Genomic DNA, 22334 nt, shown 5'->3' on the forward strand with positions numbered 1-22334 from the left:
TCTGAGTAGTAAACCCCCGCACTTCATGGGCCGCGTGGGCACTCGGTGGGGTCGGCCCGGAGGGTGCCCAGATCCGGAAGGAAGCCGGGTGAGTGTTATCGTGATCCACTTTGCGACGTGGAGAGCGCGCCCGTGATCGAGAAGGTTTCCGCATGACGCTACGCCGGCCCTCATGAACGGCGCATCCGGCCCCGTGCACCGGCCGCGGAAGAAAGCCGGCTTCCTCCTCGTGATGCGGAACGTGGTCGTAGTGCTGCTCCCGCTGATCGCGGTGGTGTGGCCGCTGATGTCAGCAGTCGAAGCCGGTGACCAGCGGGCCGCCGAGCAGGTCTGCGCCCAGCACCGCATGGTGGTAAGGATGCTGCATTACCCTCCGAAAGGGGCTCAGGCCACGAGCGTGATCTGCACCCCTTCCGGGCGTTGGGACGACCAGCACGCCTACGCGCTGTCCGAACCCGGCCTGCCAGGGCGGTTGGGCGGGTTTTTCGTGCCGTTCGTGTGTCTGCTCTACGTCGCGTCCAGTTGCGTGACGCTGGTGGTGTGGAACTTGATCATCCGTCTTTTCCGGGTCCGATCAGCGCGGTAAGCACGCCGTACAACCCGTCAAACCGAGTTCGCCACACGCGTCCTGAACAGGCGACGCACGCCCGCGGCCACCCAGATGGTGGCCAGCCCGGCATAGGTGGCGAGCAGAGCGGCGGTGGTGGAGGACAGGATCGCCGACAGGGCGATGGCGAGCCCCAGGAGACCCACCCAGGCGTACAGCACGGCGCGCCCGCGCGGGGCGCTCGTGTGCGCCGCCTCCTGAAGGGCGGTGATCAGCGCCATGACGGCCGCGCCTGCCACCCCCACCGCCTCCTGGCCGGCCGCCACGCCGGTCACGAGCAGCGCCGCACCGGCGACCAGCAGGCAGCAGCACAGCGCGGCCACCCGTGCCTCCGAGCCCTCGAAGAGCAACCTGGTCGCCTTGGCACGGGCCAGGCGCAGGGTGGTGACCGCCTCGGCGACCCAGGCCGCCCAGTGAAGCACCGCGATGAGGACGAATACGGCGACGAGAGGCGGTACGGCCGGCAGCAGGAGCAGCATCCGCCACCCGCCGGCGAACCTGCCGCGCAGCCGCGCGAGCATGCGATAGACGGGGTTGCGCCACTTCAGCGCCTCCACCAGGAGGTCCCTGGCCTGGTCGAACCCCGGGGCGAGGCGGAGCACCTCACGGAACGCGCGGGCCGCCTCGCCGGGCGAGCCGAAGGCCAGCTGCGCCCGCCCGTACACCAGGTGGGCCATGGCGCTTTCGGGGCTCAGCCCCACGGCCCGGGCGGCCGTCTCCTTCGCCGGGACGGCGTCGCCGAGCATGGTGAGGGCCAGTGCGAGCAGGCTGACCAGGTCGGGGTTCTCCGGGTCGACTTCGAGCCCGCGCCGTGCCGCGTCGGCCGCCTGCGGCCACTGCTCGATGTAGACGTACACCCGGGCCAGCAGGTCCCAGGTCGGCGCGTGCTCGGGGGAGAGCGCCAGGCACGCCCGGGCGGCGGTGACCGCCTCGTGTGGATAGCCGGCCCGGTAGTACGCCTGCCCGGCGACGTAGTGGGAGAACCAGTGGTCCGGCGAGAGCCGTACGGCCTCCCTGGCCGCACCGATCGCCTCCGGCATCCTGCGCTGCTGCGTCAGGGCCACGCTGAGGTAGGCGTGCCCGTTGACGTTCTCGGGATCCTGGGCGAGCAGGCCGCGCAGCTCTCGTTCGGCCTCCGCCGGGCGGTTCAGCTCGAGCAGCGCCCGCGCTCGCTCCATCGGCACTGCGGTCGTCATCGCTTGGCCTTGATCCACGGTATGAGCTCGTCCCAGGCGCCGGAGTCGTTGGCGTGCAGCACGTAGTTGCGCGCGGTGGACAGCCATTCCCGTACGGCGGTCGGCCGCATCGCCTGGGCCGCGGCCAGCAGATCGTTCGTCGTCAGGGGGATGGGGCGCCCCGCGCTGATCGACTGGTGGAGTTTGGTCTCCACGGCGCGGTCGACCACGCCCTTGAGGTCCGCACCCACGAACCCGTCTGTCGTCCGGGCCACCGCGTCGAAGTCCATCTCGGCCAGCGGCTTGTTCCGGCAGAGGATGCGCAGGATGGCGGCGCGGGCCGCGGCGTCGGGCGGGGGCACGAACACCAGCTGGTCGAACCGGCCGGGACGGCGGAACGCCACGTCGATGTACCAGGGCGCGTTGGTGGCCGCCAGCACCAGGACGCCTTCGTTGGCGTTCTCGTCCACGCCGTCGAGCTCGGCGAGGAACTGGTTGACCAGCTGGCGGGTGTGCGCCTGACGCATGTCGGAGCGGCGTGCGGCGAGCGCGTCGACCTCGTCGAAGAAGAGCACGCACGGCCGGTTGCGGCGGGCCATCTCGAACGTGGCCCGCAGGTTGCGCTCGCTGGAGCCGATGTACATGTCCAGGATGTCGGCCAGGCCGACGTTGACGAACGATGCGCCGAGCTCGCCCGCCGCGGCCCTGGCCAGGTGGGTCTTGCCCGCTCCTGGAGGTCCGTACAGCAGCACCCCGCCGCCCGCCCGCTTGCCGAACGCGGCGAACAGTTCGGGCTGCTGGACCGGGAGCAGGAGCTTCACCCGCAGCGCCTCCTTGACCGCCTCCATTCCCGCCACATCGGCGAAGGTGACGCCGGAGTGCTCGACCTCCCTGTCTTCGGCACCGGCCGGCGCGCTCGCGTTGTGCGGCGGAGCCGTACCGGGATGTGCCCCTGACGGGTACGGCGTGGCGGGCTGCGGCGCCAGCCGGGCGGCCAGGTCGGGATCGGCCAGCGAGGAGTCCCGGGAAACCGCGTCGTGGTACCGGTGCGCCGCCCCGGCCACGTCTCCCTCGCCCAGCAGCGCCCGGGCGGCGAGGATTCCGAGACGCGGCGGGTAGCCGGGAGTGGACAGGAAGGGTTCGAGCGCGGACAGTGCGGCGCCGTGGGAACTCTGACGGACGAAGGCCTCGGCCAGCCCCGCCGTGATGTCAGGGTCCTTGGGTGACAGCAGGAGCGTGGCGCGGTACTCGGTTTCGGCCTCGGCCAGGTATCCCTTCGCCAGGAGCTGCTCGGCGAGATGCCGCCGCAGGGGGAGGTTGTCCGGAGACAGTCGAGCCGCTTCGCGGAGGGCCTGGAGCCCGGCGTCGTCGAGCACTGCCCGGTCCCTTCTATGGGTTCGGTCTATCCGAAATTTCCGTAAGGCTACCGAAATGCTGCGACAGAGTTGATCTCGTTTCGTAGCCGAGTCGGCCCCGCGTCAGCATGAGCAGCACAAGTGCGACTGCGCCGAAGCCGATCGCTCCGACCACGTAACGTGCCTCGATTACGGGAAGCCCAGGGAAGAGCCCGGGCCACAGCGTGGAGCCGAAGGCGTTGATGTTGGCGTGGAACAGCATGATGATCAGCAAGCTTTCGCGGGCATGGTTGAAAACCCAGGTGAGCACGATGCTGAGCGCAACCGAGAGCACGACGAACGCGGCGATATTGCGGTAGTCCACCCGTCCGAGGGACCACTCAGTAAGAAACAGTGGAAGGTGCCAAGCCGCCCACAGCGGCCCGAGAATGAGCGTGCCGGCCAGCGGGCCGAACCGGTTTTGCAGGTGCGGCAGGGCATAGTCACGCCACCCTGGCTCCTCGGCGAGACCGGTGGTGAAGAACTGCACGACAAGCATCGGCAGGTACAGGGCGACCAACGCCAGGTCCGGAGTACGGAACGCGGTTGCGGCACCTGGTAGCACGAAGGTCGCGCCCACGATCACCAGGGGGACGCCGAGCAGGGTCAGCGGGTACCAGCCGAATCTGACCCGGACAGCGACAAACCGGCTGAGCCAACGGCGCATCCCCGGTCTGCCCTCGCCTACCGCGGTCATGATTGCGCCGGCCGCGATCGGGCCGAGATAGGCGCCAGGCAGGATTCCCGTCAGTTGCGTGCTCCCGAGCACCGTCGGGAACCGGTAATCGAGCAGGCCCATCCCGTTCTGTGAAAGGAGGTAGGGCAGCCAGGCCAGCCAGCTCAACCCGAAGGCCAGGACAAAGTAGGAAATGATCGGGCTGCGCTGCAGCACTTTCGCGATCGGATTGCGCACCAGTGGTCGTGCTTGAACGGTCATGCCAGGAACGTAGGTCTGGCCCGATCTGGCGGGCACGGCACAGGCTGCCGATTGAGGGTGTAGCCAGCTCTACTGTTTCCGCCGCGGTCCTTGGTGATACTTGGGGTCGTGCGGGTGCGGAATGCTGAGCTTTATCTGTTGGCCGGGCTGCTGTCCTTGCTACTACCGTTCCTCCTGCTGGCCCCAGCGGCATGGATCCGCGCGGCCGGGAATCAGTGGGCGACACTGCACTGGCGTCGTGCCTCAAATCATCTGGGCCGGGCGACCGGTGACTCACGGATCCAGCTTGGACCTCGGCGGGTGCTGAGCTGGCTGATGATAAGTGCCCCGATATCTTTCGTGTTCGGATTGTTGGCCCTGGCGGTTGTTGTCACTGTCCCGGCGGCCACACTCGTCGCTTTGCTGTGGTGGGCCGCGCCGGAGGGTCAGCCGCTCATGCTGAGTCGCATCGCGATCACTGACTGGCCGACCGCGATCTGGGCAAGTGCGTTGCACATCGCCATCGCGGCGCTGCTGGCGGTTCTGGTGGTCCCGGTGTTCGCCCGCTGGCATGCCCAGCTGACCCTTGCGCTGTTGGCGCCTTCGGCCACCGAACGGCTCGCCGCACGCGTCGAAACCCTGGCGCAGACCCGCGCGGGTGCGGTCGATACGCACCAAGCCGAACTGCGTCGCATCGAACGAGATCTGCACGATGGGACCCAAGCCCGACTCGTCGCGATCAATCTGCGCCTCGGCATGGCGCGGCGGGTGCTCTCCACAGACCCGCCCGCCGCGGCGAAACTGCTGGATCAGGCGCGCGATGGGGCGGAGGCGGCCATGGACGAGCTTCGCGGCATGATTCGTACCATCTACCCGCCGATTCTCGCCGACCGTGGACTGTCAGGAGCGCTGCAATCCCTTGCCGCGCAGGCGACTCCGCCCGTGCGGCTGGTCGCCGGGGCGATCGGGAAACTGCCCGCTGCGGTGGAGGTGGCGGCGTACTACGCCGTATCGGAAGCGCTGGCGAACGCGGCCAGGCACGGCGCCGCCACGACGGTCATGATCACGGTCGAACGGGTGTCGGGCACGCTACGAGTCAAGGTCACCGACGACGGGATAGGCGGAGCAGACGAAACCCGGGGTAGCGGCATCCAGGGCATCCGGCGGCGGGTGGCAGCCCTCGACGGGGTGACCACGGTGGACAGTCCACCTGGAGGCCCGACCACGATCACCGTGGAGCTGCCATGCGAGTAGTGATCGCCGAAGACAACGTGCTGCTGGCCGAGGGGCTGAATCTGCTGCTCGGCCAAGAGGGCCACGAAGTCGTGGCGACAGTGGCCGATGCCGCCGCGTTCGTCGCCGTGGTCGATCGGTGCCGGCCCGACGTGACGATCGTCGATGTCCGGCTCCCGCCCTCGTTCCGTGACGAAGGGATCCGGGCCGCGCTCGCCGCCCGTCGAACGCGCCCAGATCTCCCGGTACTCGTGCTGTCGCAGTACGTCGAGCCCGCCTATGCCACCGAGCTGCTTGCGGGCGGGGCAGCCGGCCTCGGTTATCTGCTCAAGGACAAGATCGGACGGGTCGAGGAGTTCCTAGCGGCGCTGCAGCGGGTCGCCGAGGGTGGCACCGCGATGGATCCGGAGGTAGTCACGCAGCTGCTGGCCCGGCCGCGGGACAGCCCGCTCGACGGCCTCACTCGGAGAGAGCGAGAGGTGCTGGTCCTGATGGCCGAAGGTCACACCAACCAGGTCATCGCCGAGAAGCTCTTTCTGGTCGAAAGTTCGGTGCACAAACACATCGGCAACATCTTCGCCAAGCTCGGGTTGCCGTCAAGCGATATCGGGCACCGCCGCGTGTTGGCCGTGCTGGCCTACCTCAACCACACCTAGACCGTACGCCGTCGACCCGCCGCGGAGCGGCCGAGTTACTCGGTCCCCGCGATAGTGCTGCGGCGCTCGATGAAGACGACGTCACGCCAGCGGTCGTGATGGCGGCCGATGCGCCGACGGGTGCCGACGGTGCGGAATCCGGCCTTCTCGTGGAGGCGGAGACTCGCGGTGTTCTCGGGGAAGATCCCGGATTGGATGGTCCAGATGCCTGCGGCCTCGGTGGACTCGACTAAGGCATTCAGGAGATCCGTACCGATTCCCCGGCCGTAGTGGTCCGGGTGGACGTAGACGGAGTGCTCGACCACTCCGGCGTAGACACATCGGTCGGAGACGGCACTGGCGGCGACCCAGCCAAGTATTCGTCCGGTGGACATGTCAACAGTGACGTGCCGGTGATGGGGCAGCTTGGCGCGGTCGAATGCCTCCCAGGTGGGAGCAATGGTTTCAAAGCCGGTGTTGCCGGTGTCGAGGCCGGCTTGGTAGATGGCGAGGACCTGGGCGGCGTCGTCGGTCCTCATCGGGCGAATGGCGACCAGGGGCGGTGCTCCCAGTTCGACAAGTAGTGCACGGACCCGCTTGTCGATGTCGTCTCGGATCGACCGGACATGGTCGACCGGCTTGCCGGCGGGGTCGTCGAGGTCCCAGTCCAGGTAGCGCTTGCCGGGGAAGACGGGGCAGGCGTCGCCGCATCCCATGGTGATGACGACGTCGGCGGCCTGGACCGCTTCGGTGGTCAACGGCTTGGGGAACTCCTTGGTCAGGTCGAGGTCGAGTTCCCGCATGACCTCGATGACGGCGGGGTTGATCGTGTCGGCGGGTGCGGAGCCGGCGGAGCGGACACGGACCCGGCCTCGTGCGTGGTGGTCGAGCAGGGCGGCGGCCATCTGCGAGCGTCCCGCATTGTGTACGCATACGAACAGGACCTCGGGGACATCGGCCGAACCGAGCTGCTCGCTTGTGTTCATGCGGGACTGCCGGTCAACGCGGTGGCGGGGCCGAGCAGGGCGGACATCCGGGCCAGAACCTCTGGGTTGATCCAGTAGTAGACCCAGGTTCCACGGCGTTCGGACTCGATGAGCCCGGCTTGCTTGAGCACCTTGAGATGGTGACTGATCGTCGGCGCGGTCAGGTCGAATGGGACGGTCAGGTCACACACGCACGCCTCGCCCCCTTCATGGGAGGCGATGAGCGAGAGCAGGCGCAACCGGACCGGGTCGGCGAGTGCTTTGAACAGCGGAGCGAGCTCCATCGTCTCGGCCTCGTTCAAGGGCTGGGACACCAGCGGCGCGCAGCACGCGTCGGCGGAGACGTCCACGACCGGCAACAATTGATTCGACACATCTCTAATTTGACACCCATCTATGCAGCAGTGCAAACTCACACCATCAGCGCTGATTAGAAGTTCATCGAATCAGAGGTGGCCGACTCGCCTCTTCGATCCCAGGGAGAGAGCTCAGATGTCTCGCGTACAACTAGCCCTGCGCGTGGCAGACCTGGAAGGGTCCGTCGCGTTCTACTCCAAGCTGTTCGGCGTCGAACCGGCCAAGCGCCGGCCCGGCTACGCCAACTTCGCCATCACCGAGCCCCCAATGAAGCTCGTGCTCCTCGAAGGCGAGGGCGACGAGCCGACCCGGATGGACCACCTCGGCGTCGAGGTCGAAGACACCGGCCAGGTCACCGCCGCGACCGAGCGCCTCAGGCGGGCCGGGCTGGCGACCTTCGAAGAGAACGACACCACCTGCTGCTACGCCGTACAGGACAAGGTGTGGGTCACCGGTCCCGGCAGCGAACCGTGGGAGGTCTACGTGGTCAAGGCCGACTCCGACAATCCGACCAAGGAAACCGGCTCCATCTGCTGCGCCCCATCCGACACCACCGGCCAGGCGCCCGTGGTCGCGTCGTCCTGCTGCTGAGGGCGTACCGTCCGGTGATCACCCGCTATCCGGTTCAGTTCGAAGCAACGCCGCGGTCTTCGCGTCGCATGTCCCCGGTGCCAGGGGTGCCCGTACCCAGGCCGTAACGCAGGAGCACAGCTCCTTTGGACGAGGCGACGGGCGGCTCGAGGAGCATCAGGTTGGCAGGCACCGCACCGCCGTCGAACACCTTCTTGCCGACGCCGAGCACGATGGGGAAGAGCCACAGGTCGAGCCGGTCGAAGAGGCGCTCGTGCAGGAGGGTCTGCACCAGGTTCAGGCTTCCGATCACATGGACGTGCTCATGCCTGTCACGCAGCTCGTGCACGGCGCTCACCAGGTCGGGTCCCAGCTGTGTCGAGCCCGCCCAGCCCAGATCCGGGTTGCCTCGCGAGGCGACGTACTTCGGGATGTTGTTGAACAGCGTGGCGATCCCGCCGTCGACGCCGTCGACCTGGCCCGGCCAGAACGCGGCGAAGATGTCGTAGGTCTTGCGGCCCAGCAGCAGGGCGTCCATGCCCTCCATTCCGGCACCGACGTGCCGGCCGACCGTCTCGTCGAACAAGGGCGCCTGCCATCCCCCGAACGGGAAGCCGTCGGGGTCCTCCTCGGAATCACCCGGCGCCTGGCCAACCAGGTCGAGCGTCGCGAACAGGTCGATGTGGATTGTGCCCATGCTGTCCACCTTCTTCCGTTCCGGATTGTGCCGGCACGAACTTAGACCGGCCTCCGTACGCAAACTCATCGACGATCGGGCGCGACTCTCAAGGAAACTGATGACCCGCAGGAGTCACTCCAGCACGCCGCCAAGGAATCGTGCGACCGCCGCCACGATGTGAGAGATCGTCAGGTAGGGACTCGGCGTGAAGGACAACAGCGATGATCCTCTTACCGGGCTTAATGGCACGGTGATCACGATGCTGGCCTGCGGAGCCGCCTCTCGGTCACCACACACCGGGCGCCTTCAGGTACCACGTCAGGTTGATGGAGGGTTTCGTCTGGATCTGGATCGGCTCCTGATCCTCGTCCTCGAACCAGAGGATGAGCCCTTCGTGATCCGTTCCCCGGTCGATCGACAATCGCCGATGGGCCAATCGAGATCCTCATACGGAGGCTCCGGCTCGTCTTCGAAGAGCCAGATCAGGTCGGCAAGATCGGGAATCTCCATGTCCAGAACGTATCTGCACCTGAAACCCCAGAACTGCTACGACCAACGGCGTGCGGTCCTGCCGTATAACCCACCCACCGGATCATCCCTCCGCCGTCGTTCCGCCCACAGGAAAGGGGACGGACCTGGGGCGGGTTGGACCGCTGGCAACTGGGCCACGTCCCTTTGGCTGATCGTTCACGCTGGTCGAGGGTTACGGCCACTCGATGCGAACGAGGTAGGTCTCACGCTGGTCTTCCAAGACGATGTAGGTGGCGAGGCCACGTTCGCCGAAGGCGTGGGTGAGCATGTTCGCTTTGGGATTGGCCGCGTTGTACGGTTCTCCGCTCCATGGGGCGGTTTCCAGGAGCGTGAACAACTCCGCGAGCGGCCGCAATGCTTCGTCGGGTAGAGCGGCGGTCTGTTCTTCAGCGATCGGATCGACGACGAGCTTGTACACCTACACGTCGATTCCGCGGGCGGCGAGGATCTCGCGCCACGGCTTTCCCTCAAGTGCGATGTCGCCGGCCAGGACCTGTCCGGCCCGGATGTGCATTTGACGGCGGCCTTCAGGGTCCCGCACGGAGTCGCAGGCAGAAATCCACCAGCGGTGTACGAAGGCGTTCAACGCCCCGAGATCAAGGCTGACTCTGACCTCGTCGAGCACAGCCTTCAGGCCGGCGTCGAAGGCTTCGCGGTCCTGAGGGATGACGAGCGCGGCCCGTATGGCCCGCAGATTCTTCTCCGGCAACGGTGAATCAGCGGGCATGAAGTCGTGTGGTTGCGCAGACATGGCCAGCTCCCTTCCCCGTCTACAGAGACTACAGAGGAGCTGCGATGTTCTGGGTGGAGATGGCGTCCACGAATGCGCCGGGCAGATCGCGGCACGAACGAGGACGAGAGCGACGGTCCGGCCAGTGGACCTGGAGAAGATCAAGGTCCGATCGGAAAATGTCCTCTGAACTGGGCCTTTGTGTGCGGAGCGGGTGAATCGGGCCCGCGCTGTCAGCTCGGGAATCGGATACTGACCTTTCCTTCCGAGCTGGGAAATGGGGGTTCAGGTCAAGGGCGGTCGAGTCCCCGTGACTTCCCGTCGGTCCCCGCTGCTCGCCGTTCGATCTAGCACGGATCTGGCAGACGATCACTTTCCGGCGGGAGGGCCAGGCTCATGAGCGCGACTGTGTCTCCCTGTCGATCGACCCGCCTGCCTTTCCCTGGCCGGACGACCTAGAGGGCCGAATCGAAGACGTGATCCGCATGGCCGGGTTCGGTACGGCGCTCCCCTCCCTGCTACCCCGCCGGGGGCCGCCCAGGAGCCCCGAACTCATCAGCGAACTGGACGCCCTAGCGGCCGACTGCCGGATGCCAAGCCATGAGGCGCCGCACGATGATCGGCCAGGTGGCGTGGGGAGAATCAGGCCCTGGATGTCCAAACCGCGCATTCCTCCAGAAGATCGGGCTTTATGCCACAATCAGCCCACTCAATCCGTGGGAGTGGACAATTGGGAGCAACGCTACGGCCGGTGGTGGATCCATCGCTGCCCCACGCCGACCGCGGAATGCTGGAATCGGCTGTGGGTGAACTCACCCCTGCGGGTGCGCCCCCTCCGGCCGCGCCGCGCTGGGGCGGCCGTACTCGAGGTGATGCCGTAGCCGCCGTTCAGCTGGCGACGCTGTGCGGCTTCCTGCCGGTTGTGGGCGCGTCATTCCTGCTGGGGCGGGTGGGGCTGGCGCTCGGAGCGATCGCTCAGGCAGGGCTCCTGTCCGTCTGGTGGTGGGGAGGCCTGGGGTACTTCCTGCTGGCGGGGACGGTTCTCCAAGCGGCGAGCTGGGTGTTGATCTTCATTCTCGGTTGCGGGGAGGATGAGAAGGCCGAGTTGGCCAGGCGCCATCACGGCCGCTACTACGTCGACGCCGACTTCGGCACTTCGCGCTTGCGGCCGTTCGTCGGGGTCTCCTTGCTGGCGCAGATGCAGCGGGCGCAGGCCTCCATCACCACTGTCGTCGAGTCCGAGGTCAACGCGGCGGGCCTGCTGGACGACACGGCCAACGCGGTGACCCTGCCTCAGCAGGAATGGGAGATCGCACAGGCACTGGCCGAGCTCACCCGAGTAGCGACACAGGTACAGATGACCCTGGGGGACGGCAAGCCCAGCCCTCAAGTGACGGAGGTCCTCGAACCTCAGCGGCAAGCGCTGAAGACGTCGGCCGATGCGCTGGTGCTGCGAGTGAACGCCTTGGAGCGGTACGCGCAATACGCCCAGAGCGCCGACGAGGCGTACCGCGAGTGGCGGAGGGTGCAGGAACTGGAGGAACTCACCGACGACACCCGCGACATTCTCGCGCGCACCGTGCGTGACGAACTCGCGGTCGCCGAGATCGATGAACTCGCCGAACGGAGCGGGCTGCTGCAGCTGCGCCGTACGGTCGGGGAAGCACGACAGGCGGGGCAGGGGCTTGCTCTTCCCACCGCAGAGCGGGCGTGAGGACGGGCATGGACACAACCAGGACGTTCTCCGCCGCCGGGCGGCAGACCTTCGGTCGCGTTCCCGCGGGGCTACGCGTCGCCGGAGGCCTGCTGACGCTGTTGCAGATCTTCGTGGGTGCCGCTCTGATTCTCGGGCCGGCGATAGCCGATGACGCTCCCGGCCAGCGGGCCGGCTCGATCGCCGGCGGCAAGAAAGAAGGGACTGGCGGTGATGTCGAGATCACATACCTGATCACTGGTGACAGGCGCACCGCCGACGTCTCGTACCAAACCCCGCACGGCCAGGAGAGCAAGGACGGCGCCGCACTGCCGTTCCGGGTGACGTTCCGGTTCGACCGGGAGGATCACACCCATGTGCAGGTTGAGAACCTCTCGCGTAACGGCGCAGGGAACGTCATGTGCACAGTCCTGGCCGACGGTGTGGTCGTACGGCAGTCCTCCGAGTTCGGGAAGCACGCCATCGCGATCTGCGAGGGTTTCGCCGGCCTTTACAAGCCGCTGCCCGGCGCGACGGTGCCCCCGACCACGGCTCCATCCGGGATTCTCCCGGGCGAAGCCCGGCTCACCAAGGTCGTCGCGGTCGAGCGTTACCCCGGCACCGGCTCACCTGTCGCGCGGCGGGTCACCGATCCCGATGCGCATCTGTCCTACGCGGAACTGGGCGGTGCGTGGAACAACAGTCGCCGGACCGACCCTCAGCTGGACGGGTTCAGCCGCCAGCAGAGCTTCGACACGGAACCGAAATGGGAGGCGCTCATCGCCTCCGGAGTGGTGGACGGGGATCTCATGGATCAGGCCACCGGACGGGATCGGTTGCGCGTATTGACCTCGGCCGTGCAGGACAGCCGGCAGATCTACAACTTCGACGAAAGCGTGCGGGGCCGTGATGTCGCCTCCCAACCGATCAAGGTGAGCGGCCGGTCGGGCTGGGTGATCGTCCGTGAGATGCATTTCGACAAGCCCGGGGTCCAGGCGAAGATGGATCTGTCGGCCGTCATCGTGGTCGACACCGGCCGCGTGCGGCCCTCCTATCTCTGGGTCGACCTGCCCGAATCCCACAAGAAGCTCTGGCCGGACATCAACACCATGATCAGCTCTCTGCGCGTGGCCTGAATGACGCGCGCGGTCCGCGGCTCCGTCCGACGCACGTCGCTGCTAGATCGGGCACACGGCGTCGGCGTTCGGGGACTCGTTCACGCCCTTCGCGATCGCGTTCGCCGTACTGGATCTGACCGACTCGCCGTCGGACGCGACTCGGCCGGCACGACGAAGCGACCGTACGGGCCGCCCGCCCCCGAGAAGGACGGCCCGTACGGTCAAAGCCCGGCTGAGTTCCGGGTGCCTAATGTGGTCAGAACTTGCCGGCCTTGACGTCGGCCACCGTTACCCGGGAGACCTTGAAGGTGGTCACGGAATCCGCCTTCTTGCCCGGGGCACCGACCGCGGAGCTGACCGGCATCCCGGTCTTGGCGCTGATCGTCAGCACCTGTTCGGCGCTGCCCTGGAACAGTGCCGATCCCGCCGTGAGGGTCAGCGTGGGCTGCCCGCCGGTCGTCGAATCCTTGACGGTGACGTCGGGAATGGTGGAAATCAGGCGGAGCACGCCCGCCCGGATCTCCGGGTTGGCCGCCCCCCGGGCCAGCGCGTCAACGCTGTTGATCCAGAGGTGGTTGTTGATGAGACCCTCGAGGGCCTTGCCGGTGGGCCGCTTCGGCGGGGTCGTGACCCCCTTCTGCTTGAGGATCTTCGCCTCCTCGGCCAGGGCCTTGTCCCATGCCGCCTTCTGCTCGGCGGGGCTGAGGCCCAGCCCGAACGGGTTGGGCGTGGCGTTGATCATCTGCTTCCGGGCGGCGTCGAGGTCACCGGTCGCCGCGAAGCGCGCCGCCGCCACCTCACGGGCGTTCACGTCCTCGGCGAGGTTGTCACGACCCGCGATCGCCCCTGGGAGGGCGTTCTGGGTGTCCGTCACGTAGTACTCGCCGCTGTCGGTGTACAGGCTGTAGGTGACATATGGCGTCCTGCCGGTAATGGTCTGGGTGTTGACGACCAGCGACGCGTCTCCCGGCAGCGAGCCGTCACTTGCCTTGATGTCGGTCACCAGGGACACCAGCTTGATATTGCCGCCGGGTGCCTGCGAGGCCGACGCGGCGGTCGGCGCCACGGACTGGTGCGTCGACGGGGCGACGAGCACGACGGCCGTCCCCGCCGCGAGCGCCAAGAGGCCGGCGCCGATGCCGGCCCCCAGGGTCCTGCGGCGGTTACGCGCCCAGGAAGATCTCTTTCCCCGCACCGGAGCCAGCTCCTGCACCCGTGCGGGCTCGGCCTCGGCCATCGCTCCCCGCAGCGTCGCCCGCGCCCGCTCGTACGCCTCCGGCCGCAGGGGTGCGACATCCTTCAGCTGGCTGACCAGGTCCATCTCGTCCACGTTCACTTGCTCTCCTTCACACTGTTGAGATCGGTCAATAGCGCGGCCACGTCCGGCGTGTTCCGCAGCGTCATCCGGGCCTGGTGCAGCAGGCGGCGTGCCGTCCCGGCCGGCATGCGGAGCGCCCGCGCGGCATCGGCGACGGTCAGGTCCTCCCATGCGACCAGGGTCAGCACGTCTCGTTCCTCTGGCCGGAGCTTTTCCAGGGCCGCCCGGAGCACCGCGAGAGTGTCCACGCGGGCGTCCACCGCCGGCCAGGGATCCCACCCGTTCGCCATGCTCGTCACGTCCGGTACGAGATCCTCGGCCGGCCGGGACCGCCAGTAATGCCGCAGCCTGTTCAGCGCCACGCCGTACAGCCACGGCCGTGCTTCGGGGAACGACCGGTCATAGGTCCTCCGGGACTCGAAGGCCGCCACCCACACATCGCCGAGAAGGTCCTCGGCCGCTTCACGTCCCACTCGCCGCGCGAGGTACGCCCCGACAGCACTCTCGTGGCGGCAGATCACCTCCACGAAGGCTTCCCCGTCGCCAGCGAGCGATCTGCCTATCAGTTCCGCGTCTGACGTCATGATCCTCCTTGACTTGCCTTTCACCTTGGGATTGTCGATTCGCCCCCCAAAGCGTTCAGAGCCGAGAAGAGCGATGCGCGAGACGGACCCATCGGCCTGGGAATGCTGCTGGGGGATGAGGGGACCGCGTCTCCGGTCGTGCTGATTTCCTTGTCATTCCGAACGACGGCAGCTGCCACAGACCGCGCTCAACCTGTCCGATCCCGCAACCCGCCGGTCCAGGGCGCTACAAGGCGACACGTGGGACAGGCAAGTACGGCCCGCATAGCCGTGCATCCACAGCCGTCAAGCCGTTTCCGCAGGTGATGGGGGTGTTGGGTTCGAACCAACGTAGCGCGGCAGCCTCACAAAGGTTCCGTGACCTTCGGCACACGGGTGACACGCTTGCGGCGGCCACGGGCGCGACGCTCAAGGAACTGATGACCCGCGTGGGACACTCCAGCACGAAAGCGGCCACGGTCTATCCGCATGGGCGAGATCGTCAACCGAGGCCTCGGCGTGAAGAACGGTGGCCCGTGAGTGACCGGGAGGGCCCTATGCGCGTGGTGGTAGATGGGCGGCAGGTCAGGTCGGAAGCTGATTTCCACCGGCTACTGGCGGTGCCGCTGGACTTCGGTCCCTACTACGGGCACAACCTGGACGCGCTTTGGGACAGGTTGAGCACCGACGTAGAACGGCCGGTGGAGCTGGTGTGGACCCACTGGGAGGAGAGCAGAGCGAACCTCGGGACCGAGGTCTTCGACAAAATCTGCAGCATTCTCACGCGCGTTCAGGCGCAGGATGCGGAATGGAACTGGCGCGAGCGCTTCACCTTCGAATTGCTCGGCGCGCGCACTCCGCCTGCCTGATCAGGCACCTACCTCAGCCATCTACGCACGGGTGAGGAACGAACCAACCTTTGGCGATCAACCCGGAGCCGGGAGGATCCAAGTGGTGACGGTCCAGAAGGTTCTCATGTCGGCTTCCGGTCAGAAAAGCTGCGGCGGGTCACGGCCTCAGTGCTTGTACCGCAGCGGACTCCGCCCGGTGCACTCGCCAGCCGACGTAGAGAAGCACGAGCGCGAGTGCCACCTCGATGCCGAGCCCGGTGCCCACCCCGAAGGCCTCAAGAAGCGAGAAGTGGTCGAAGTGCCGGACGTGGAAGGCGAAGTGTGTGGCTGCGTAGATCAGATAGCCGATGAGCGCCGACAGGACGACCTTGCTATCGAGCACCCAGGCGGCGAAGTACAACATGCCGGTCAACGCGAGCCCGAGGCCGCCGACGTCGGAGATCAGGTGCTCGTTGTACGGAGGATCGAGTTTCACTGTTGGGAAGTCGTCGTAGAACGAGAGAGGGAAGACGTACTGCCAAACCGAGACGACCGTCTGCAACGCGGCCAAGGTGAGCAGCCCGCCTCGCAGCCAATTCTTGATGGATCCAGGTTTCATACATAGATGACGACTGGCTTGAGGTCTTCGTGAAGGGCACCCGAGCTGGTGTGGTGTGACTCCGGTCACGGGACGAGCTGTCACAAGATTCGTGGCCCCATTGTCCTTCTCTCGTACAGCGCCGAGAGGGACGGGAGCAGTCATGAAGATCGCAGTTGCCGGTGGCACCGGGGTGGCCGGGCGGCTCGTAGTGGAGGCGCTGCGGGCTCGCGGGCATGTGCCCGTGGTGGTGTCGCGCGGGCAGGGCGTCGATCTGCTGAGCGGGTCCGGGCTGGATGCGGCGCTGGCGGGGGCCGAGGCGGTTATCGATGTCAGCAATGTGATCACGACCCGCAAGTCGGTGTCGGTGGACTTCTTCGACAAGGCGGGGCGGCATCTCGTCGGGGCGGCCGAGCGGGCTGGGGTACGGCACCTCGTGACGCTGTCGATCGTCGGGGTCGACCGGGTCAAGTACCCGTACTACACGGGCAAGCTGCGGCAGGAGGAGATCGTCCGGGAGGGGGCGGTGCCGTGGACCATTCTGCGGGCGACGCAGTTCCACGAGTTCGTGGGTCAGGTGCTGAGCGGCGTGCCCGGGCCGATCGCGGTGGTACCGACGGGGCGGGTCCAGCCCGTCGCCGCATGGGAAGTGGCCGAACTCCTCGCCGACCTCGCCCCCGGATCGCCGCAGGCGATGGCCCCCGAGCTCGCCGGCCCGCGGGTCGAGTCGCTGGTCGACATGGTCCGGCGCCTCATCGCCGCGGGCGGCGCCCCCCGGCGCCCGGTCCTGCCCCTGTACTTTCCCGGCGGGATGAGCAGTGGTGGCCTGCTTCCGACCGGCCCCGGTCCTCGTGGCACCCAGACATTCGCCGACTGGCTCAGGGAGAAGGTCCCTGCGATGCCCGCATGACGACTAGGTGTTCATTGACCCTGACACCGCTCAGATGAATTGGGACGACGAGAGCGGCCTTGATCCATCCGATCCGTGACCGGTGACCGTGGAGGCGTGGCTGGACGAAGGCGCTCGTACGCGGTCTGCTGACTCCGGCCGTAGTCGGCGAAGAGCACGGGGGCAGTCGTATGCTGTGTGGCAGCGTGAGCGGTTTGTCCGGATCTTGGTAGAACGCTAAGCCGCGCGATCATATGGGGGATCGGACAGAACGCCCGACGTGGGCTTATGCGCTGCAGTGGAAAAACGCCGAGCCGGCTGTCGACGGGGAGCGAGCGAGTGTCCACGGATGTGCCGAAAATCTACAGCCGTGAGTTCAAAGCCCTGCGTGACCAGGATGAAATCGAGATGGTCCAGTCCCTGCTGGGAGTAGCAGGGAGCGTCCGCCACGACTGGCTGAAGGTGAAGGACCTCGCGTTCGGTTTGCTGGCGTGCCAGGTCGGCGAAATTACATTCGTGAACGCGCGGACGACATCGATGACCGTCTGGAAGGAAGGAATTTCCGAGGATTTGGTCACGATCACACGGGTGGGCGAGGGCAGCGGACGCGTCACGTTGGCGGGCGGCCCAATTGATATTTCGGCTGGGGACGCTTATGCCTTGTCAACGGAGCAGGGATTCACGTGCTATACCCCCCTCTACCAGAACATCAGCCTCATCGCGATTCCTCGCCTTCGCCTGAGGCAGTTGAGCCTCCCCGAGGGGATTCTCCGCCCGAAGGGAGAGTTCGCCCCTTTTGACAGCGTGGCGGACATGCTGTTCGACTTTTGCCACTCGTACGCACTTCGCCTGAAAAACGGCCCCGTCCTGTCGCGCAAGGCCTTGGCGAGCGTAAACGAGTCCATAATCGGCATGGCCGCCACCGTGCTCGAGGAGAATATGCCCGAGGCGGCCCCCGGACTTTACTCGGCGGCCGTGGATTTCATCGACGACAACCTGCGCGACCCGGAACTCAGTCCTTCTACAGTGGCGGCGGCGCTGCACGTATCGAAACGTACTCTCTATCGATCGTTCGCAGACAAAGATCAAAGCATCGCCTCGTACATACGAACGGCACGTCTGCGACGTCTCAAGAGAGAGCTGGATGCCGCGAGCGGCGTGACGAGCATCCATGATGTGGCCGAACGATGGGGTTTCACCAGCAGCGGATATTTTGCGAAGCTCTTTCAGCAGGAGTTCGGTTTCATGCCGAGCGAATACATGAGGAACCTGCGATAAGGGACCGGGCGTGCCTTGCCCACGCAAGCCGGGACCGGGCCTAAACAATCATCGCAATGATCGAGGCTCAGGCAACGTCGGTACTGCGAGGCGGATTGGTGGTTCCGTGGATTCGTTCTGCGTGGACGGCATATGCCTCCCTTGCCATGGCACTGATGACAGAGCTAAGCTCTTCGGGCATTTTAGAGATGGCATCGGCCACGATCTCCGGATCTCCCTCGTACATCATCATGCCGAACTCAAGGGGCATGTCCTCCGGCACGAGATTCGCCGCTCCAGCCTGAATCATGAGATTCCACTCCGCCCGGCTGATGTGTTTCTCCATGACGGGCACCACATATTGTTCCTCGTACGCCATGTGCTGAAGCAGAAGAGGAACCAGGCGATCAACGGCCCGCGCCAGCACCTCGCCTGACTCGGCTGTGGCATCCCTTTTCCAGGCGGCAACGGCGTCGGTCATCTCAGAGGTGGCTGATTCGATCCCCTCGTGTTGTTCTTGAACGTGGCGAACGTGCGGAGAGATGGCGTCGGAACCACGTTCGAGAAGAAATGGCCAAACCTCATCGTCCTCGAAGTGGTGATGGTTGTGCAGAGCGGTGAGGATGAAGGTCAGGTGCCACGCGACAACCTCAGTACGCTCCTGATCGCCATGCTCGACGCGTCGAACCAGTCCGGGCGCGAGCGAGAACTCACGCCGGAACATCTTGTGTAGCATTTCCATTTCGCGGGCGTCGAAATTCTGTTGCATTATCCATTACCTGTTTTCTGGTGAGAGTGATGAAGGCTTCACTTCAAGCCGGGGCTGATCAACCTCGTGGTCACGCACTGGACCAAAGGGCCGGAGGACCCACGTCAGCCTGAGCAGGCCCTCCGAACTCTTAGGGTCACCGTCCGGTGGGGCGCACCATGCCGCTGGCGTGGTCATAGCCCTCCGGAACCTCCCCGGCACGCACACCCGGGTCCTCGATCGCCGCCGCGAGCAGGCTGCGGAGCTGCTCGGCGTTCGCCGGATCAGGGTGGGACGCCCAGAATTCCTTCCGGCCGTCGCCGTACGGGACGCCGTACGCCGGGGTGTCCACCCGGAAGCGCCAGTCCTCGGAAAGCGGTCCGACGTCGACCGTGTCGTACCCGATGCGGTCCAGGAACTCGGTGACGGCCGTTTTGGCGTTCGCATCGTCTCCGGCGATGGCGATCGCGCTGCGGTCGAGGGCTCCGGCCGGACGGCGCAGGCTCGCGAGGTGCTGGAAAAAGATGTTGTTGAACGCCTTGACCACGTACGAAGTGGGCAGGTGCTGCTGGATCAGGGCGCTGACGGTGGTGGTCCCGTCCTCTATCTCGGGGAAGAGCCCGTCGCGGTCGGGGTAGTAGTTGTTGGTGTCGATGACCGTCTTGCCGGCCAACGGCTCGACCGGCACGTTCCGATGCGCCTTGAAGGGAATCGTCAGGACGACCAGATCCCCCGCCGCAGCGGCCTCGGCCGGGGTGGCGGCCCGGGCCCGCGGCCCCAGATCGCTGACAAGCTCCTTGAGTGTCTCGGGCCCACGGGAGTTACTGAGCACCACGTCATATCCGGCTGCGACGGCCAGTCCGGCCACCGCGGAGCCGATGTGCCCGCTACCGATCAATCCAATAGTCGCCATGAGTGTCACCACAATCCTTGGAATCTCTGCCGCTGATGGCGGACGTAAAACAGGGAGAGCAACAGGTGCATGCGTGCCCGACGGCTCGTTGCTTCCACCGGGCATCGGAGCCCGCCGGACGCTCGCGGCGTGGGAGAAATACTCCGAACGAGAAGCACTTAGGTGACATCGTGGCAGGCGGATCCTGCGAAAAAGGGAACTCCTGCGCCGACCTGAGAGCAGATCCGTGCCATGGGAACTTCCCCCGGTCAGGGGACACGCTGAGGTTGCGTCCACGGGTAGGTGGCAAGCGTTGACGTGAAATCGAAGCGCCGACGGTTGCGTCCGGCGGTGACCCAGGACGGCGGAGAGGTCATCCTCGGCAAGGACACCAAGTGTCAGGTCCAGCAGATCGGGATCTGGGACGCCGGCCCGGGCAAGGACGCATGGATCGCCAGCTTCGACAAGATCAAGAAGGTTCGCGCGGACGCCATGCCATGGGAGGGGGCGACGGCGTCCCGCCACGGTGTGAAACCGCCACCAACCCTCCACTCCAAACCCTTTGCTTCATCTATCGAAGTTCGATAGATTCCCATCGTAACTCGATGGAAGGATGGGTCATGGGAAAGCTGGCAGTGCGTGCGCTGCGCGCCGTACTCGTGGTGGTGCTCGCCGGCACCGTGTTCGTACAGGCATCGATGGTGTGGGTGTTGGTCAGCGGGAGCGACCCGGAGGACGGGTCGCTCCCGCTGACCCCGCTGCGCGTGATCACGATCCTGGGCATGGTGTCGGGCCAGGTCGCCCTGGTCAGCGTATGGCGGCTGGTGACGATGGTGCGACGCGGAACTGTGTTCTCCCACGCCGCCTTCCGGTACGTGGACGCCGTGATCGGCGCGATCGTGGCGGCTGCTCTCCTGTGGTTCGCGGTCACGGCCCTCAATGCGCCGGGCCAGCGGGACGACCCGGGCGTCACCGTCATCATGGGCGGGATTGGCCTGGCCATCCTGGGGGTCGCGCTCATCGTGCTCGTGCTGCGGATGCTGCTCGCCCAGGCCGTCGCGCGCGACGTCGAAGCGGCGCAGATGCAGGCCGAGTTGGACGAGGTGATCTGATGCCGATCGTCGTCGACATCGACGTGATGCTGGCCAGGCGGAAGATGTCCGTGGGCGACCTCGCGGACCGCGTAGGGATCACGCCCGCCAACCTGGCGGTACTCAAGAACGGCCGCGCCAAGGCGGTGCGCTTCGCGACGCTCGCCGCGCTCTGCGAGGTACTCAAGTGCCAGCCGGGCGACCTGCTGCGCTGGGAGGCCGAGGACGCCGCGGGCGGATGACGTGCCCCAGATTGGGCGTGAAAACGCCTGGCACCACCGGCTTCGTACATCTATATGCGGAATCGTGGAAAGACCACCCACACGCGCTGCGTGGAATCTTCTCGGGCAATGTCCAATCGATCACCGAGGTGCAGGTAGAACTGCGAGGCAGTCCCAAGCGCGTCAAATGGGCCGCGCTCCACACCTACCCCGCCGTCGGCCAGGTCCTGAGGACGAACTCCTCAGTGACCGTCGTACGGGGCGCCGGCACAACAGTCATCTCCGGGTGCTGATCTTCATGGCCACCTTTGCGCGCTGATCAAGCAAGATCCGCGAGATCGGCACGGAAGATCGATAAGGCTCTGGAAACACGCAACGGGCACGCAGAAAAGGCGGCTCAGTGACTGGCCGGAGGCGGATCGTTCCGCAGTCTGCTGTACATCCAGCCGTCGCGCCACTGACCGGCGCGGAACTCCACCGCGCGTAGGACGCCCTCCAGTGTGAAGCCAGCCTTCTCCAGCGACTTCTGTTCTGCGATGTTCTCCGGGTGAGTGGCCGCCTGGATGCGCTCGACGGGAGTGTGAGTGAACAGGTAGTCGCACAGCATCGCCTGAGCGCGCCAGCCGATGCCACGCCCGCGCCAGTCCGGAAGCAGGGCGATCCCTATCTCCCAGTAGCGCGAGACCCCGAACCCTCGGGCCGACCAGCTCATGACACCCGCGGCCGTGCCGTCGACCTCGACGATGACCCTGCTGTCATCTTCGCCTAGGTAACCGTCGGTAGCGTAGCGCCGCGTCGGGGCCTGTGCATCGCGGAACCCCGTCCAGTCCAGGCCGATCAACCCCGGCTCCGTGGCGAAACGCCGGAACATGGCGAGATCGTCCTCTGTCACGGGCCGCAGTCGTACCTCATGCGCGCTCATCGCGCCACCTCCCTTGTGGTGCGGTCGTCCGCCAAGATCGCGTCACTGGCCTGGACCCTACCTCCCCGAATTTTGGGGCGCGGGACATTGCGGCCGGGGCCGCACCCTGCGGCACGGCGCTCCGCACGGGTGCCACCTGGTCGAACGCCATGGCGATGATTCGTCCCACATCGGAGCCAAGATCGACTGATCTGGTACGAATCTGGCACGCGAGTGAGAAACAGCCCCAACAAAGATCAAGGCCCGGGTCGGGAATCATCCTTTGACGTTGGCCTTCGTGGTTGGAGCGGGTGACGGGAATCGAACCCGCGCTGTCAGCTTGGGAAGTCTTTCAACATCATGCCGAGTGACCTGGGAAAACAGTGACCTGCGCGTATGCCG

28 protein-coding genes and 1 pseudogene are annotated in these 22334 nt (G+C 66.2%); 13 read left to right on the forward strand and 16 right to left on the reverse strand.

The window, feature by feature from the left end:
* The first annotated feature begins 172 nt into the window (after positions 1–172).
* Complete coding sequence (locus Pth03_RS29000; RefSeq protein WP_203947590.1) at positions 173–586, forward strand: hypothetical protein; 414 nt, start codon at positions 173–175, stop codon at positions 584–586.
* 17 nt (positions 587–603) lie between these two features.
* Here Pth03_RS29000 and Pth03_RS29005 read toward each other — a convergent pair whose 3' ends face one another.
* The 3 genes from Pth03_RS29005 to Pth03_RS29015 are packed head-to-tail and all read right to left on the reverse strand — an operon-like array spanning position 604 to position 4113.
* The gene (locus tag Pth03_RS29005) at positions 604–1803 is read right to left on the reverse strand and encodes a tetratricopeptide repeat protein (RefSeq protein ID WP_203947591.1); all 1200 of its coding nucleotides are present in this window, start codon (positions 1801–1803) and stop codon (positions 604–606) included.
* Positions 1800–3158 carry an ATP-binding protein gene (locus Pth03_RS29010; protein ID WP_203947592.1) on the reverse strand — a complete coding sequence of 453 codons (1359 nt, stop codon included), beginning with the start codon at positions 3156–3158 and terminating at the stop codon, positions 1800–1802. The genes Pth03_RS29005 and Pth03_RS29010 overlap by 4 nt, the downstream gene beginning before the upstream one ends.
* Positions 3159–3171: 13 nt before the next feature.
* Positions 3172–4113 (reverse strand): CPBP family intramembrane glutamic endopeptidase, encoded by a 942-nt coding sequence (locus tag Pth03_RS29015; protein ID WP_203947593.1) that lies wholly within the window; start codon positions 4111–4113, stop codon positions 3172–3174.
* A gap of 108 nt (positions 4114–4221) precedes the next feature.
* On the opposite strand from Pth03_RS29015, the gene Pth03_RS29020 reads away from it, so the two are divergent.
* On the forward strand, positions 4222–5346 hold the full coding sequence (locus tag Pth03_RS29020) for a sensor histidine kinase (protein ID WP_203947594.1): 1125 nt from the start codon (positions 4222–4224) through the stop codon (positions 5344–5346).
* Entirely contained in the window at positions 5337–5981 is a 645-nt protein-coding gene (locus tag Pth03_RS29025) for a response regulator transcription factor (protein ID WP_203947595.1), read from the forward strand. Before Pth03_RS29020 ends, Pth03_RS29025 begins: the two co-directional genes overlap by 10 nt.
* A gap of 35 nt (positions 5982–6016) precedes the next feature.
* Here Pth03_RS29025 and Pth03_RS29030 read toward each other — a convergent pair whose 3' ends face one another.
* The 3 genes and pseudogenes from Pth03_RS29030 to Pth03_RS29040 form a co-directional block, all read right to left on the reverse strand.
* Entirely contained in the window at positions 6017–6499 is a 483-nt protein-coding gene (locus Pth03_RS29030; protein ID WP_203947623.1) for a GNAT family N-acetyltransferase, read from the reverse strand.
* Positions 6500–6520: 21 nt separating this feature from the next.
* Positions 6521–6946: pseudogene (locus tag Pth03_RS29035) on the reverse strand (arsenate reductase ArsC); the annotation flags it as partial.
* Complete coding sequence (locus Pth03_RS29040; protein ID WP_239119452.1) at positions 6943–7320, reverse strand: ArsR/SmtB family transcription factor; 378 nt, start codon at positions 7318–7320, stop codon at positions 6943–6945. The gene Pth03_RS29040 and the pseudogene Pth03_RS29035, both read right to left, overlap by 4 nt.
* 118 nt (positions 7321–7438) lie before the next feature.
* Here Pth03_RS29040 and Pth03_RS29045 point away from each other — a divergent pair, with 118 nt between their 5' ends.
* Complete coding sequence (locus tag Pth03_RS29045) at positions 7439–7894, forward strand: ArsI/CadI family heavy metal resistance metalloenzyme (protein ID WP_203947596.1); 456 nt, start codon at positions 7439–7441, stop codon at positions 7892–7894.
* 34 nt (positions 7895–7928) lie between these two features.
* Here Pth03_RS29045 and Pth03_RS29050 read toward each other — a convergent pair whose 3' ends face one another.
* From Pth03_RS29050 to Pth03_RS29065, 4 genes are all read right to left on the reverse strand, one after another.
* Positions 7929–8570, reverse strand: a complete 642-nt coding sequence (locus Pth03_RS29050; protein WP_203947597.1) for a dihydrofolate reductase family protein — start codon at positions 8568–8570, stop codon at positions 7929–7931.
* Positions 8571–8838: 268 nt separating this feature from the next.
* Positions 8839–8988 carry a hypothetical protein gene (locus Pth03_RS29055; RefSeq protein WP_203947598.1) on the reverse strand — a complete coding sequence of 50 codons (150 nt, stop codon included), beginning with the start codon at positions 8986–8988 and terminating at the stop codon, positions 8839–8841.
* A gap of 267 nt (positions 8989–9255) precedes the next feature.
* On the reverse strand, positions 9256–9501 hold the full coding sequence (locus tag Pth03_RS29060) for a hypothetical protein (RefSeq protein WP_203947599.1): 246 nt from the start codon (positions 9499–9501) through the stop codon (positions 9256–9258).
* The gene (locus tag Pth03_RS29065) at positions 9502–9834 is read right to left on the reverse strand and encodes a DUF6247 family protein (RefSeq protein ID WP_203947600.1); all 333 of its coding nucleotides are present in this window, start codon (positions 9832–9834) and stop codon (positions 9502–9504) included. It lies immediately after the preceding gene.
* A 730-nt stretch (positions 9835–10564) separates the two neighbouring features.
* Here Pth03_RS29065 and Pth03_RS29070 point away from each other — a divergent pair.
* Together Pth03_RS29070 and Pth03_RS29075 are read left to right on the forward strand one after the other, a co-directional pair.
* Positions 10565–11527, forward strand: coding sequence for a hypothetical protein (locus tag Pth03_RS29070; RefSeq protein WP_203947601.1), 963 nt, complete (start codon positions 10565–10567; stop codon positions 11525–11527).
* An 8-nt stretch (positions 11528–11535) separates the two neighbouring features.
* Positions 11536–12642 (forward strand): hypothetical protein, encoded by a 1107-nt coding sequence (locus tag Pth03_RS29075; RefSeq protein WP_203947602.1) that lies wholly within the window; start codon positions 11536–11538, stop codon positions 12640–12642.
* 238 nt (positions 12643–12880) lie between these two features.
* Here Pth03_RS29075 and Pth03_RS29080 read toward each other — a convergent pair whose 3' ends face one another.
* Both Pth03_RS29080 and Pth03_RS29085 read right to left on the reverse strand, forming a co-directional pair.
* Positions 12881–13960 carry a hypothetical protein gene (locus tag Pth03_RS29080; protein ID WP_203947603.1) on the reverse strand — a complete coding sequence of 360 codons (1080 nt, stop codon included), beginning with the start codon at positions 13958–13960 and terminating at the stop codon, positions 12881–12883.
* The gene (locus Pth03_RS29085) at positions 13957–14526 is read right to left on the reverse strand and encodes an RNA polymerase sigma factor (RefSeq protein ID WP_203947604.1); all 570 of its coding nucleotides are present in this window, start codon (positions 14524–14526) and stop codon (positions 13957–13959) included. The genes Pth03_RS29080 and Pth03_RS29085 overlap by 4 nt, the downstream gene beginning before the upstream one ends.
* Positions 14527–15062: 536 nt before the next feature.
* Between Pth03_RS29085 and Pth03_RS29090 the strand changes: the two genes are divergently transcribed.
* A complete protein-coding gene (locus Pth03_RS29090; protein ID WP_203947605.1) occupies positions 15063–15374 on the forward strand; it encodes a barstar family protein in 312 nt (103 codons plus the stop codon).
* 139 nt (positions 15375–15513) lie between these two features.
* Here Pth03_RS29090 and Pth03_RS29095 read toward each other — a convergent pair whose 3' ends face one another.
* Complete coding sequence (locus tag Pth03_RS29095) at positions 15514–15954, reverse strand: hypothetical protein (RefSeq protein WP_203947606.1); 441 nt, start codon at positions 15952–15954, stop codon at positions 15514–15516.
* A 142-nt stretch (positions 15955–16096) separates the two neighbouring features.
* On the opposite strand from Pth03_RS29095, the gene Pth03_RS29100 reads away from it, so the two are divergent.
* Both Pth03_RS29100 and Pth03_RS29105 read left to right on the forward strand, forming a co-directional pair.
* Positions 16097–16843: an SDR family oxidoreductase gene (locus tag Pth03_RS29100; RefSeq protein WP_203947607.1), complete on the forward strand. Its 747-nt coding sequence runs from the start codon at positions 16097–16099 to the stop codon at positions 16841–16843.
* 318 nt (positions 16844–17161) lie between these two features.
* Positions 17162–18100, forward strand: a complete 939-nt coding sequence (locus tag Pth03_RS29105; protein ID WP_203947608.1) for a helix-turn-helix domain-containing protein — start codon at positions 17162–17164, stop codon at positions 18098–18100.
* 67 nt (positions 18101–18167) lie between these two features.
* On the opposite strand, the gene Pth03_RS29110 is transcribed toward Pth03_RS29105, so the two are convergent.
* Complete coding sequence (locus Pth03_RS29110) at positions 18168–18848, reverse strand: hemerythrin domain-containing protein (RefSeq protein ID WP_203947609.1); 681 nt, start codon at positions 18846–18848, stop codon at positions 18168–18170.
* A 136-nt stretch (positions 18849–18984) separates the two neighbouring features.
* On the reverse strand, positions 18985–19740 hold the full coding sequence (locus tag Pth03_RS29115) for an NADPH-dependent F420 reductase (RefSeq protein WP_203947610.1): 756 nt from the start codon (positions 19738–19740) through the stop codon (positions 18985–18987).
* Positions 19741–20037: 297 nt separating this feature from the next.
* On the opposite strand from Pth03_RS29115, the gene Pth03_RS29120 reads away from it, so the two are divergent.
* The 4 genes from Pth03_RS29120 to Pth03_RS42620 are packed head-to-tail and all read left to right on the forward strand — an operon-like array spanning position 20038 to position 21324.
* Entirely contained in the window at positions 20038–20307 is a 270-nt protein-coding gene (locus tag Pth03_RS29120) for a hypothetical protein (protein WP_203947611.1), read from the forward strand.
* 32 nt (positions 20308–20339) lie between these two features.
* On the forward strand, positions 20340–20831 hold the full coding sequence (locus tag Pth03_RS29125; RefSeq protein ID WP_203947612.1) for a DUF2975 domain-containing protein: 492 nt from the start codon (positions 20340–20342) through the stop codon (positions 20829–20831).
* Positions 20831–21052 carry a helix-turn-helix domain-containing protein gene (locus tag Pth03_RS29130; protein WP_046086987.1) on the forward strand — a complete coding sequence of 74 codons (222 nt, stop codon included), beginning with the start codon at positions 20831–20833 and terminating at the stop codon, positions 21050–21052. The genes Pth03_RS29125 and Pth03_RS29130 overlap by 1 nt, the downstream gene beginning before the upstream one ends.
* The gene (locus tag Pth03_RS42620) at positions 21049–21324 is read left to right on the forward strand and encodes a DUF2617 family protein (RefSeq protein WP_373318609.1); all 276 of its coding nucleotides are present in this window, start codon (positions 21049–21051) and stop codon (positions 21322–21324) included. The genes Pth03_RS29130 and Pth03_RS42620 overlap by 4 nt, the downstream gene beginning before the upstream one ends.
* Positions 21325–21428: 104 nt before the next feature.
* Here the strand turns inward: Pth03_RS42620 and Pth03_RS29140 are convergent, their stop codons facing one another.
* Positions 21429–21953: a GNAT family N-acetyltransferase gene (locus Pth03_RS29140; RefSeq protein WP_203947614.1), complete on the reverse strand. Its 525-nt coding sequence runs from the start codon at positions 21951–21953 to the stop codon at positions 21429–21431.
* Positions 21954–22334: the final 381 nt, after the last annotated feature.

Source organism: Planotetraspora thailandica, assembly GCF_016863335.1.
In the GTDB taxonomy this organism is placed as follows: Bacteria; Actinomycetota; Actinomycetes; order Streptosporangiales; family Streptosporangiaceae; genus Planotetraspora; species Planotetraspora thailandica.